The organism is Cryobacterium sp. (assembly GCF_026786305.1).
Classification (GTDB): domain Bacteria; phylum Actinomycetota; class Actinomycetes; order Actinomycetales; family Microbacteriaceae; genus Cryobacterium.
This window is the reverse complement of the sequence record NZ_JAJAYI010000061.1, coordinates 60,667-74,187: the sequence shown is the minus strand read 5'-3', so window position 1 is coordinate 74,187 and position 13,521 is coordinate 60,667. Positions and strand designations below refer to the sequence as shown.

General features: G+C 66.4%; 8 protein-coding genes. 7 read left to right on the top strand and 1 reads right to left on the bottom strand.

Features of this window, described 5'->3' with window-relative positions; translation table 11 throughout:
* The first annotated feature begins 331 nt into the window (after nt 1–331).
* From LH475_RS06550 to LH475_RS06540, 3 genes are all read left to right on the top strand, one after another.
* Nucleotides 332–2,779 carry a phosphoketolase gene (locus tag LH475_RS06550; protein ID WP_297413151.1) on the top strand — a complete coding sequence of 816 codons (2,448 nt, stop codon included), beginning with the start codon at nt 332–334 and terminating at the stop codon, nt 2,777–2,779.
* A 93-nt stretch (nt 2,780–2,872) separates the two neighbouring features.
* Nucleotides 2,873–5,089: a phosphate acetyltransferase gene (gene pta / locus LH475_RS06545; protein WP_196844851.1), complete on the top strand. Its 2,217-nt coding sequence runs from the start codon at nt 2,873–2,875 to the stop codon at nt 5,087–5,089.
* Nucleotides 5,086–6,330 carry an acetate kinase gene (locus LH475_RS06540; protein WP_297413148.1) on the top strand — a complete coding sequence of 415 codons (1,245 nt, stop codon included), beginning with the start codon at nt 5,086–5,088 and terminating at the stop codon, nt 6,328–6,330. Before pta ends, LH475_RS06540 begins: the two co-directional genes overlap by 4 nt.
* A 114-nt stretch (nt 6,331–6,444) precedes the next feature.
* On the opposite strand, the gene LH475_RS06535 is transcribed toward LH475_RS06540, so the two are convergent.
* Complete coding sequence (locus tag LH475_RS06535; RefSeq protein ID WP_196844849.1) at nt 6,445–7,365, bottom strand: type IV toxin-antitoxin system AbiEi family antitoxin domain-containing protein; 921 nt, start codon at nt 7,363–7,365, stop codon at nt 6,445–6,447.
* A 259-nt stretch (nt 7,366–7,624) separates the two neighbouring features.
* On the opposite strand from LH475_RS06535, the gene LH475_RS06530 reads away from it, so the two are divergent.
* The 4 genes from LH475_RS06530 to LH475_RS06515 all read left to right on the top strand — a co-directional run bounded on the left by LH475_RS06530 (nt 7,625) and on the right by LH475_RS06515 (nt 13,513).
* Nucleotides 7,625–10,210 (top strand): DNA polymerase III subunit gamma and tau, encoded by a 2,586-nt coding sequence (locus tag LH475_RS06530; RefSeq protein WP_297413150.1) that lies wholly within the window; start codon nt 7,625–7,627, stop codon nt 10,208–10,210.
* A 3-nt stretch (nt 10,211–10,213) separates the two neighbouring features.
* Nucleotides 10,214–10,813: a recombination mediator RecR gene (gene recR / locus LH475_RS06525; RefSeq protein WP_196844847.1), complete on the top strand. Its 600-nt coding sequence runs from the start codon at nt 10,214–10,216 to the stop codon at nt 10,811–10,813.
* Between the two features lie 185 nt (nt 10,814–10,998).
* Entirely contained in the window at nt 10,999–12,276 is a 1,278-nt protein-coding gene (locus LH475_RS06520) for an aspartate kinase (protein WP_196844846.1), read from the top strand.
* 166 nt (nt 12,277–12,442) lie between these two features.
* Nucleotides 12,443–13,513: an aspartate-semialdehyde dehydrogenase gene (locus LH475_RS06515; RefSeq protein ID WP_196844845.1), complete on the top strand. Its 1,071-nt coding sequence runs from the start codon at nt 12,443–12,445 to the stop codon at nt 13,511–13,513.
* Nucleotides 13,514–13,521 lie beyond the last annotated feature (8 nt).

Sequence of the window (13,521 nt, the reverse complement as noted above, 5' to 3'; positions counted from 1 at the left end):
GGTGCGCGAGGAGTCTTTTCTCTCCCCCACAGCACGGGTAACCGGGGCTGTGCCCCTGTACCGAGGTGCGCGAGGAGTCTTTTCTCTCCCCCACAGCACGGGTAACCGGGGCTGTGCCCCGGTACCGAGGTGCGCGAGGAGTCTTTTCTCTCCCCTCTGTTCTGCGAGAGGGGGTAAATTCGTGACAGGATCCTGACCCCCATTGAGCCGAGTACCCGGGAGTCGGGACCTTTGGCACTTTGCCCATTGGCGCGGCTCAATAGGATGGAAGAAGCGCGGCTGTGTCGCCGTGCGACAAAGCGGAGGACCGATGATCGACGATTCCGGAACCATGACCTGGCCTTCTCGAGCGCCGAAACCCCTCAGCGCCGAGGCCCTCGCGAGCATCGACGCCTGGTGGCGGGCCGCGAATTACCTCGCCGTCGGCCAGATCTACCTGCTCGGCAACGCGCTGCTGAAAGAGCCACTCACTCGCGACCACGTCAAGCCGCGGCTGCTCGGCCACTGGGGCACCACGCCCGGCCTCAACTTTCTCTACGCGCACCTCAACCGGGCCATCCAGGAGCGCGGTCAGAGCACCATCTACATCACCGGTCCCGGCCACGGCGGCCCCGGCATGGTCGCCAACGCCTACCTCGACGGCACCTACACCGAGGTTTATGCCGACATCGAGCAGAACGCCCACGGCGTGCAGAAGCTGTTTCGCCAGTTTTCCTTTCCCGGCGGCATCCCCAGCCACGCCTCGCCCGAGCTGCCCGGATCCATCCACGAGGGCGGCGAACTCGGCTACGCGCTCAGCCACGCCTACGGGGCCGCGTTCGACAACCCGAACCTGCTCGTGGCCGCGGTCGTCGGTGACGGCGAGGCCGAAACCGGTCCACTCGCCACCAGCTGGCACTCGAACAAGTTCATCGATCCTCTGCAGGACGGCGTCGTGCTGCCCATCTTGCACCTCAACGGGTACAAGATTGCCAACCCCACCGTGCTCGCGCGTATCCCCGAAGACGAGCTGCTCGACCTCATGCGCGGCTACGGTCATACTCCTCATGTAGTCTCCGGCGGCTTCGACGGCGAAGACCCGCTGCTCGTGCACGCCCGCATGGCCGACACCCTCGACCTGGTACTCAACCAGATCGCCGACATCAAGGCGGCAGCGGCTGTGGCCGCAGCCAACAACGAAGATTTCGCCCGCCCGCGCTGGCCCATGATCATCCTCCGCACTCCCAAAGGCTGGACCTGCCCCGCCACTATCGACGGCGTGCAGGTCGAGAACACCTGGCGTGCGCACCAGGTTCCGCTCGCCAACGCCCGCGACACCCCGGCCCACACTGCCCTGCTCGAAGAGTGGATGCTCTCCTACCGTCCCGCAGAACTGTTCGACCAACAGGGTGCTCCTGTGGCACAGATCCGAGCCCTCGTCCCGCGCGGCGATCTGCGCATGAGCGCCAACCCGATCGCCAACGGCGGACTGCTCCGCCGCGACCTGCATCTGCCCGATTTTCGCGATTTTGCCGTCGACGTGCCCACCCCCGGCGCAACGTTGAACGAGGCCACGCGAGTGCTCGGCGGCTATCTGGCCGAGGTCATCCGCTTGAATCCTGACAACTTTCGCATCTTCGGGCCGGACGAAACCGCCTCGAACCGGCTGGCCCCGGCGGTCTACGAGGTGACCGCCAAGCAGTGGGACGCCGAAATGAAGCCCGGCGACACGAACCTTGCCCGGGCCGGCCGTGTCATGGAGATGCTCAGTGAGCACCAGTGTCAGGGCTGGTTGGAAGGCTACCTGCTCACCGGGCGGCACGGGCTGTTCAACTGCTACGAGGCGTTCATTCACATTGTCGATTCGATGTTCAACCAGCACGCCAAGTGGCTCAAGGTGACCGCCGATATTCCGTGGCGAGCGCCGATCGCGAGCCTCAACTACCTGCTGAGCTCGCACGTCTGGCGGCAGGATCACAACGGGTTCAGCCACCAGGACCCGGGGTTCATCGACCACGTCGTCAACAAGAGCGCCGATGTCGTGCGGGTGTATCTGCCGTTTGACGCGAACACGCTGCTGAGCACCTACGACCACTGCCTGCGCAGCGTCAACTATGTCAACGTGGTCGTCGCCGGCAAGCAGCCCGCGCCGAACCTGCTCACCATGGAAGAGGCCGTCGCGCACTGCACCCGAGGCCTCGGCATCTTCGACTGGGCCGGCACCGAGGGGCCCGGCCTCGCCCCCGATGTCGTGCTCGCCGCCGCCGGTGACGTGCCGACGCTCGAGGTGCTCGCCGCCGCCGAGATTCTGCGCGAAAACCTGCCCGACCTCAAGGTGCGGGTCGTGAACGTCGTCGACCTCATGCGGCTGCAGTCCGAGGACGACCACCCGCACGGCCTGAGCGACAGCGCCTTCGACGCCGTGTTCACGCCCGACAAGCCCATCATTTTCGCCTATCACGGCTATCCCTGGCTGATCCACCGGCTTACCTACAAGCGCCACGGCCACGAGAATCTGCACGCCCGCGGCTACAAGGAGATCGGCACCACGACGACCCCGTTCGACATGGTCATGCTCAACGACCTCGACCGGTATCACCTCGTCATGGATGTCATCGACCGCACCCCCGGCCTCGCCGCCCGCGCCGGTCTGCTTCGACAGCGCATGCAGGACTCCCGACTGGCCGCGCGCCAATACACCCGCGACCACGGCGAAGACCTGCCGTTCGTCAGCGACTGGTCCTGGTCGACACGGGATACCGCCCCCGCCGCGGCCGAGACCGGCAGCGACAATGTCTAGCGGCACCGACCTCGACCCGATCTCGCCGGGTCGTGACTGACGTGTAAGGCCCGCCCGACACTCTCCCAACCCGAATAAGCTTGAATGGACACCGTGGCTCGAAGCATCTATATCACCAGCGCCGAAGGAAATACCGGCAAATCCTCGATCGCGCTCGGCGTGCTCGACACGCTCACCCACCTGGTGGAGCGGGTCGGCGTGTTCCGTCCGGTGGCCCGCACCGCGACCGAACCCGACTACGTCGTCGAGCTTCTGCTGCGACACCTCACGGCCAATGCCGGCCCCGGAGCCGCGACCGGGCAGACTTACGAGCAGAGCATCGGTGTTAGCTACGACGACGTCAACACCGACCCCGACGCCGCCCTGGCCCACATCGTTGCGCGCTACAAGGCGCTCGAAGCCAACTGTGACACGGTTGTCGTCATTGGCAGTGACTACACCGACGTCGGCAGCCCCACCGAACTCGCCTTCAACGCGCGCATCGCCGCGAACCTCGGCGCCCCCGTGCTGCTCGTACTCGGCGGCCGGGTCGGCCCGGGCGAGGGCGAACGCCTCGGTCAGAGCGACGCCCGTTCCGCCGCGGACATCGGCCAGCAGACCGACGTCGCGCTGGCGGAACTGCGCGACGAACACGCCTCCATTTTGGCGATCATTGTCAACCGCGCCGACGAGTGCGCTCTGGCCGAGATCATTGACGCTGTGCGCGCCACCACCAACGCCCAGCCGGCGCGCTCGGGCGGTGCGTTCGGTGTGCCGATCTGGGCGATTCCCGAAGACCCCTACCTCGTCGCCCCGAGCATGCAGAGCATCATGGAGGCGACCGAGGGCACCCTGATCAAGGGCGACCCGGCGTTGCTGGCGCGCGAGGCGCTCGGCGTCGTCGTGGCCGCGATGTCGATGGTCAACGTGCTCCCGCGCCTGATCGACGGCGCTGTCGTCGTCGTGCCGGGCGACCGCGAGGACGTGCTGCTGGCCGTGCTGCTCGCCAACGCCTCCGCGACGTTCCCGTCGATCGCCGGCATCGTGCTCAATGGCGGCTTCGAGCTGCCCGACTCGATCCAGCGGCTGATGGAGGGCCTCGCGCCCTCGTTGCCGATCATCATGACCCCGCTCGGCTCCTATGACACGGCCATGCGCATTACCCGCACCCGTGGCCGCCTCGCCGCCGACTCGCAGCGCAAGCACGACACCGCGCTGGCCCTGTTCGAGACGCACGTCGACGCGGCCGCGCTGCTCGACCGGCTCGACGTGAGCCCGACCGAGGTCGTCACCCCGCTCATGTTCGAGTACGCGCTGCTGGAACGGGCTCGAAAGAACCGCCAACACATCGTGCTGCCCGAGGGTGAAGACGACCGCGTGCTGCGCGCCGCCGCCACGCTGCTGGCCCGTGATGTGGTCGAGCTGACCATTCTTGGTGAGGAATTCGAGGTGCGCTCGCGCGCCATCGGCCTCGGCCTCGACATTTCCAAAGCCCACGTCGTGAGCCCGTACGACGACCTGCTGCGCCTGAAGTTCGCGCAGGAGTACCTGCAGCTGCGCGCCCACAAGGGCATCACGCTCGACCAGGCCAACGAGACCGTCACCGACGTGAGCTACTTCGGCACCATGATGGTGCAGCAGGGGCTCGCCGACGGCATGGTCTCCGGTGCCACCCACACGACCGCGCACACCATTCGGCCGAGCTTCGAGATCATCAAGACGCAAGGAGGCGTCGGCGTGGTGTCCAGCGTGTTCCTCATGGCGCTCGCCGACCGCGTGCTCGTCTACGGCGACTGTGCCGTCATTCCGGTGCCAACGGCTGAGCAGCTTGCCGACATCGCCATCTCGGCCGCTGCGACGGCGGTGCAGTTCGGCATCGAGCCGCGCATCGCCATGCTGTCGTATTCGACCGGATCCTCCGGCGAGGGCGCCGACGTCGAAAAGGTGCGCACCGCCACAGCCCTCGTACGTGAGCGGCGTCCCGACCTGCTGGTCGAGGGCCCCATCCAGTACGATGCAGCAGCGGATGCCGCCGTCGCGGCCACAAAGATGCCCGGTTCCAGCGTGGCGGGCCGCGCCACCGTGTTCATATTTCCCGACCTGAACACCGGCAACAACACCTATAAGGCGGTGCAGCGCAGCGCCGGCGCCGTCGCGATCGGCCCCGTGCTGCAGGGCCTGCGCAGGGCGATCAACGACCTGTCGCGCGGCGCCCTCGTGCAGGACATCGTGAACACCGTCGCGATCACGGCCATTCAGGCGGCCGGGCTGACCCGTGCGTCGTCACCGCTCGCCGCCGTGGACGCGACGCCGGCCGGTGCCACCCGATGACCGCCGTTCTGGTCGTCAATTCCGGCTCGAGCTCGTTCAAGTACCAGCTGATCGAAATGGACAACGAGATCACCCTCGCGAGCGGTCTGGTCGAGCGCATCGGCGAGGTCGTCGGCGCTTCCGTGCACTCCATCGCCGGGGCGACGGCGTCGGCGGCCGAGGCGGCGTCGGAGACGCGCGTTCCGGCATCCGCTGATCGAAAGTGGAACCGTGAGCTGCCCATTCCCGATCACACGGCCGGCTTCGCCGTCATGCTCGAAGCGTTCGCGACCCACGGTCCGTCGCTCGCCATGCATGCGCCGGTCGCCGTCGGGCACCGCGTCGTGCACGGCGGGGCACGCTTTCACCAGCCGACCCTGGTCACGCCGCAGGTCGAGCGTGACATCAACGAGCTGTCCGGGCTCGCGCCGCTGCACAATCCGGGCGCGCTGCAGGGCATCGTCGCAGCCGTGGAGGCGTTCGCCGACGTTCCGCACGTGGCCATTTTCGACACCGCCTTTCACCAGACCCTGCCGCCCGAAGCGTTCACCTACGCGATCAACGCTGACCTGGCCGAGCGGTTTCGCATCCGTCGTTATGGTTTTCATGGCACCAGCCACGGCTTTGTCGCGCACGAGGTGGCCAACTTTCTGCAGCGACCGGTCGAGGATCTCAACCAGATCGTGTTGCACCTCGGCAACGGCGGGTCGGCGTGTGCGGTCGAGGGGGGTCGTTCGGTCGAGACCAGTATGGGCATGACCCCGCTGGAGGGGCTGGTCATGGGCACACGTTCCGGCGACATTGACCCGGGCGTGCTGTTTCACCTGAATCGCCGTGCCGGACTCGACTTTCCTGAACTCGACACCATGCTCAACCGCGGCAGCGGACTGCTCGGCCTGACCGGGCGTGGCGACATGCGCGATGTGATCGTGGCCGCGGCCGCCGGTGACGGGCCATCGCAGCTCGCGATCGACGTGTACGTGCACCGGATCAAGGGCTATGTCGGGGCGTATTACGCGCAGCTCGGCCGGGTCGACGTGATCTCGTTCACCGCCGGTGTCGGCGAGAACGCGCCGCTCGTGCGCGAGCGCGCCCTCGCCGGGCTGGAAGCACTGGGAATCCGCATCGACCCGGTGCGCAACGCCGCCGCCGACCGAGGCGCCCGCGTCATCAGCGCCGACGACTCCGCGGTCACCGTGCTCGTCATTCCGACCAACGAGGAGCTGGAGATCGCCCGCCAGACCCTCAAGACGGTGCGTTAGCCCGCTCCTTCTCGGGCCGAGCCGGTACGTAGTGCCGGTAAGTCTGCGACACGCTGTGCCGAACGAGTATCAATCTCGGCGTGTCGCGAATGCTGCCGGTCTTGCGTTCACGGCTCACCACCACGGCTCGTTTTGGCCCCGCATTGGACTACCGCGATGGCGATTGCGGACCCACTGTGCGTCAGTGACCGTGCGTTCGATCGTCGCGAGGGTCGTTTGCCAATCGAACATGATGTGTCGATACGACAAACGTAGGGTTCGCCGACCCAGACCCTCGACCATCAGATCTCGGTCGTAGTCAGAGCCGAGCTTCGCCGCTCCGTGCCACTGCCTGCCGTCGATCTCGAGCGCGACGCAATCTTCAACGACGAGATCCTCATAGATCGAGTTCGTGCCCGAACCAATCCGTCCTTGCCCCACGACGGTATAGCCGTGATGTCGAAGCCGTCGCCGAGTAATAGTTTCGAGCCCGGAGTCGGAGGTGTTCTCCATCTCCCGTATGCCCGGCTGAAGTCGTGCGGGCGCGTGCAGGCAGAGTCTGCGCATCTGGGCGACCGTGAGGAACTTGAGATGCAGGGCAGATTCCAGACAGGCGATAGCGTTTTCTTCATCGAGGCAATGGATGGCCTGCCAGACTGCTTCGATGGGGTCGACCACCCACGACTTTCCCGGGTTTCCGAACCGCGGCCGTGCTCCGTGAAAATGCAGGGCACGCCCGCTTGAGTCCATACCCGGGCGGGTGATCGCTCCGCCGCCGCGCGCATCCGCTGGACGCATGAGGTGAAGTGCGGAGTCCAGGCCCGACCAGACTCCGAAGCGGTGCGCGGCACTGACGCAGGCGATCTGGGCATGCAGTGCACCGGCTTGACGCTGCTCGGCATCGGCATGCTCGCAGACGTAGATACCGCGGGCGGCGCGAGCGATGCAGCCCGATTGCACAGCGGCGCGAATTTCACGGGCGCTCACTCCACTCTGAAAGAGCTCGTCGGTGGTGGCGACGTGACCGAGCGAGCAAACAACCTGAAGGGGACGCATACCGAGAGGATGCTAGATCCGCACCTAAACCGTGGGACGGTGGGCAAATCTGGGTACAAGCGGATGCCTCGCCTGGTGGGGGAGGACTCATCCGCTGCAGGCAATGCCGGTCAGAATCGCGACGCGCCGCATCCCGGGCCGTGTTTGAACGGCGCGTCTCCGATCTACCGGTTTTACGTGCGGATGCGCGCGAGGGAATGGCATTGTGCGCCCGGAACGAAGCGGGCGAGTGTCGGTGCGGGCAAGTACCATTGAGAACGTGGTTACCGCCCTGTATCGCCGCTACCGGCCAGAGACCTTTGCCGAGATGATCGGCCAGTCCCAAGTGACCGATCCGCTAATGACGGCGCTCCGCACGAACCGGGTGAATCACGCCTATCTGTTCAGCGGTCCACGCGGTTGCAGTAAAACCACGAGCGCGCGCATCCTGGCCCGCTGCCTGAACTGTGCCGAGGGTCCCACCGACACTCCGTGCGGCGTCTGCCCGAGCTGTGTCGAGCTCGCCCGCAACGGCGGCGGTTCCCTCGACGTTGTCGAGATCGATGCGGCGAGCCACAACGGCGTCGACGATGCCCGCGATATTCGCGAGCGTGCCATTTTCGCGCCCGCCCGCGACCGCTACAAAATCTTCATCCTTGACGAGGCACACATGGTCACACCGCAGGGCTTCAACGCGCTGCTCAAGATCGTCGAAGAGCCGCCGGAACACGTGAAGTTCATCTTCGCGACCACCGAACCCGAAAAGGTGATCGGCACCATCCGCTCGCGCACGCATCACTATCCGTTCCGGCTGGTGCCGCCGGGGCCGATGCTCGAATACGTGCAGCACATGTGCGACACCGAGAAGATGGTCGTCGCCCCGGGTGTGCTGCCGCTCGTTGTACGCGCCGGCGGAGGCTCGCCGCGCGACACCCTGTCGCTGCTCGACCAGCTCATGGCCGGGTCCGATGGGCAGTCCATTGAGTACGAGCGCGCCGTTGCGCTGCTCGGCTACACGAGCGCTTCCCTGCTCGACGAAGCCGTTGAGGCCATCGGCACCCGCGATTCCGCTGCCGCGTTCGACGCGGTTGACCGGGTCATTCAGACCGGGCAAGATCCGCGCCGCTTCGTCGAAGACCTGCTGGAGCGCATGCGCGACCTCATCATCGTCGCGGCTACGAGCGTTGCGGGAGCCGCGGCCGTGCTGCGCGGCGTGCCGCAAGACGAGCTGGAGCGCATGAGCGTGCAGGCCGCCGCTTTCGGGCCGGCCGAACTCTCGCGCACCGCCGACATTCTGAACGCCGCGCTCACCGAGATGAGCGGGGCCACCTCGCCGCGCCTGCACCTCGAACTCATGATCGCCCGCGCCCTCATTCCTGCAACCGACGACACGACGCGCGGCGCCCTCGCCCGGGTCGAACGACTCGAGCGTCGCATCGGAGTCGACGGAGTCACGGCGGCGCCGGGTACGCCCGCAGCGGGCACACCCTTCTCAGCCGGCGCACCCTTCTCAGCCGGCGCACCCTCCGCCCCTGAAGTTCCCTCCGCCCCTGAAGTTCGCTCCGCCCCTGAAGTTACCTCCGCGACCCCACCCTCTTCGGTGGTCGAGCGTGTCGAGACGACCATCCCGGGAAAGCAGGCTGCCCGACCAGCCGTGGTCCTCGGGGCTCCGGTCTCGCTGCAGCAGCTGAAAGACGCCTGGCCCGAGATTCTCGAAGCCGTGCAGAACGAGAAGACCACTGCGTGGCTCGTCGTCTACACCGCGCACGTGCTTGGCCTGAACGGTGATGTGCTCGCGCTCTCGTTCCCGAGCCAGGCCGACGTCGACAGCTTTAAGCAGCAGAAGGTTCCCGGAATGGGAACCAGTGACTTCTTGCGCACCGCGATCGTCGCCGTGCTCGGCCTGCGGGTCAAGTTCATCGCGCGGGTCGACGCCGACCGCGAGCCGTCCCTCGCCAGCGCCTCCTCGGCTGACTCGTCGACCGTCACCGCGGAGCCTGCGCCAGCGGCCGCCGAGCCAGAAACGACTAAAGCCGCACCGGCTGCGTCTGCACCTATCGTGTCTGCACCTGCATCCACCCAGCAGATTCACGGCACAGCGAAATCGCCCGCGCCCGATGCACCCGCGCCGACGTCAATGGTCCCCTCCGGAGCGAGGCGGGAAGCAGCGACGGCAGGTGCGTCGCCGGTTGCTCCAGCCACCAGCGGATGGGCCACCGTGGCTATCCCCGGTTCGCCCAACGGTCCGGCGTTGCCGGCTGTGGCCGACGTTGCAGCTGATGCCTCAACCCCCGCCACTTCTGAGCAGCCGCTACCGAGCGCTGCCGCCATTCCGGTCTCGTCGCCAGCGTCTGAATCGTCGTTCGGGCGATCTTTCATGCCTTCCGCCCCGTCGCAGGGCCAAGACGAACCGCCGTTCGACGACGTACCTCCGCCTTTCGATGATGATGCGCCGCCCGAGATGGATGCTCCCGCCGAGGAACGCGTGCCGACCTACGTGTCGCACCAGGAGGTATCCGCTGTGCAGGCGAGCCCGGGGCAGGGCGAACAGCCGCGGGACGAACCCCAGCCACATGCGGGCAGCCAGAACCCTGGCCAGCAGGACCCTGGCCAGCAGGACCCTGGCCAGCAGAGCCCTGGCCAGCAGAGCCCTGGCCAGCAGGACCCTGGCCAGCAGAGTGCGCCGACCCCGCGCCGGCATCCGAACGCTTCCGGCCAGCGCGGCACCACGAAAGACCCCGCGCGCGCGCCGTCCTTCGCCGAGAAGCAGCGCTACGGCGAGGCCGTCGTGCGCGAGATTCTCGGTGCCACCTTCATCGAAGAACAGCCGTACACCGCGGCGCCCCGAACCAGAAACGACCACTAGACCATGTATGAAGGCATCGTTCAGGAACTGATCGACGAACTCGGCCAGCTTCCCGGTATCGGCCCGAAGTCGGCGCAGCGCATCGCGTTCCACATTCTGCAGACCGAGAAGTTCGACGTGACCCGGCTCGCCAACGTGCTGCTTGAAGTGCGCGACAAGGTGCGCTTCTGTGAGATCTGTGGCAATGTGTCCGAGCAACCGACGTGCCTCATCTGCCGCGATCCGCGTCGTAATCCCACCTCGATCTGCGTGGTGGAGGAGGCCAAGGACGTCGTCGCGATCGAACGTACCCGCGAGTTCAAGGGCCTCTATCACGTGCTCGGCGGAGCCATCAGTCCGATCGACGGCGTCGGCCCCGACGACCTGAGTATCCGTCAGCTGATGCAGCGCCTCGCCGACAACACCGTACAAGAGGTGATCATCGCGACCGACCCGAACCTGGAGGGGGAGGCTACGGCCACCTACCTCTCCCGCCTGCTGACGACTCTCGAGATCAAGGTAACCCGTCTCGCCTCCGGGCTGCCGGTCGGTGGGGACCTCGAGTATGCCGATGAGGTCACCCTCGGACGCGCTTTCGAGGGCCGACGCGAGGTCACCCACTAGTCAGCCCCGCCCCCGCCCACATGCGTTCCGGGCCCGGCGAGTGGGTGGCCTCATCCGCTCCCACGAACCACCCACCCCCACCGCCGCACGGCGTCACATGTGGGCACTCGTGAGCACCAGCATTTAGGATGGGAACTTGGACGTGGCGCGCACCCCAGCCCGTTCACCCCCATCTCAGGAGTCATATGAGCTTGATCGTGCAGAAGTTTGGCGGGTCGTCCGTCGCCGATGCCGAAAGTATCAAGCGGGTCGCCAAGCGCATCGTCGACACACGCAAGGCCGGCAACGAGGTTGTCGTCGCCGTCTCGGCGATGGGCGACAGCACTGACGAGCTGCTCGACCTTGCCCACCAAGTCACCCCGCTGCCCGCCCCGCGCGAGCTTGACATGCTGCTCACCGCCGGCGAGCGCATCTCGATGGCTTTGCTCGCGATGGCGATCAAGAGTCTCGGTTACGACGCCCGCTCCTTCACCGGCAGCCAGGCCGGCATGATCACGGATGCCCGCCACGGCTCGGCGCGTATCGTCGACGTCACGCCCGGACGCATCCGCTCGGCCCTCGACGAGGGTGCCGTCGCCATCGTCGCGGGCTTCCAGGGCTTCAACCGCGACACCAGGGACATCACCACTCTCGGCCGCGGCGGCTCCGACACCACCGCCGTCGCCCTCGCTGCCGCGCTCGGCGCCGACATTTGCGAGATTTACACGGATGTCGATGGCGTCTTCACCGCCGACCCGCGCGTCGTGCCTCGCGCCCGTAAACTCGATCGCGTCACGAGCGAGGAGATGCTGGAACTGGCCGCCGCGGGCGCCAAAGTTCTGTATATTCGCGCTGTGGAATATGCTCGCCGCCACGGCGTCACGCTGCACGTGCGCTCCTCGTTCAACAACAACATTGGCACCATCGTGTACAACGCCGCGACCGCGCGAGAAAATGGAGAAATCGTGGAAGAGCCAATCATCGCCGGAATCGCCGCTGACCTGAGCGAGGCGAAGGTCACCGTGGTCGGCGTGCCCGACATTCCCGGCAAGGCCGCGCTCATCTTCAAGATCGTCGCGCGCACCAACGCCAACGTCGACATGATCGTGCAGAACGTGTCCGCTGCCGCCACCGGGCTCACCGACATCTCCTTCACGCTCCCCAAGTCGGAAGGCCAGCAGGTGCTCACCGCGCTGACCAACGAGCGGGAGCTCATCGGCTTCACGAGCCTGCAGTACGACGACCAGATCGCCAAGCTCGCCCTGGTCGGCGGCGGCATGCGCACCAATACCGGCGTCTCGGCGAAGCTGTTCGAGGCGCTCTACGAAGCCGGAATCAACATCGAAATGATCTCCACGAGTGAAATTCGCATCTCGGTCGTCACCCGCGCCGACACCATCAACGAAGCCCTTCGCGTGGTGCACACCGCATTCGGGCTCGACGGCGAGATCGAAGCCGTCGTGCAAGGCGGCTCCGGCCGCTAGCTCCACCCGCTCCACCCGCCCACACCACCTCGGCATCACTGCTCCCGGTGGCTAATTCCGCAAATCGACCTCGAACATCCGCTCGGGGGCCGAAATACGCGCACATCTGCCGACTTTTTCTGAATGAGCCACTGCGGACAGCCTCGAACGACGTTAGGAAACATACGTGACCAACTCAGCCAGCACAGCCGGCATCCATATCGGCGTCGTCGGAGCCACCGGGCAGGTCGGCGCCGTGGTGCGTCGCCTGCTCGAGGAGCGTGACTTTCCGGTCAAGAGCATTCGTTTCTTTGCCTCGGCCCGCTCGGCCGGCACCACCCTCGCCTTCAAGGGCGAGCAGATCACGGTCGAAGACGCCTCGGTCGCTGATCCGACCGGGCTCGACGTCGCCATCTTCTCGGCCGGTGCCACGCTCTCCAAGGCGCAGGCCCCCCGTTTCGCCGCCGCCGGCGCGCTCGTCGTCGACAACTCCTCGGGCTGGCGCATGGACCCGGATGTTCCCCTCGTCGTGAGCGAGGTCAACCCGGAAGCCATCAAGCAGGCCGTCAAGGGCATCATCGCCAACCCGAACTGCACCACCATGGCCGCCATGCCGGTGCTCAAGGTCCTGCACGACGAAGCCGGCCTCAAACGACTCATCGTCAGCACCTACCAGGCGGTCTCGGGCAGTGGGCTGGCCGGCGCGTTCGAACTGGCCAGCCAGGTGCGCGTTGCCGCGCAAGACGAGAACCTGTTCCAGCTCGTGCACGACGGCAGCGCGGTCGCCCTGCCCGAGCCCACCATCTACGCCCGCCCGATCGCGTTCGATGTGATCCCGCTGGCCGGTTCCATCGTCGACGACGGCCAGTTCGAAACCGACGAAGAGAAGAAGCTGCGCAACGAGAGCCGCAAGATTCTCGGCCTGCCCGAGCTGCTCGTCTCCGGAACCTGCGTGCGCGTTCCCGTGTTCACCGGCCACTCTCTCTCGATCAACGTCGAGTTCGCGAAGCCGATCAGCGTCGCCCGCGCCCAGGAGTTGCTCACAACCGCCCCCGGCGTCGAACTGACCGATATTCCCACTCCGCTCCAGGCGGCCGGGCAGGACGCAAGCTTCGTCGGTCGCATCCGACAAGACGAAGGCGTAGCGGATGGCCGTGGCCTGGCCCTCTTCATCAGCAACGACAACCTGCGCAAGGGCGCCGCGTTGAACGCCGTGCAGATCGCGGAGCTCATTGCCGCCGACCTCGTCGTCGCCTAACCGCGTCA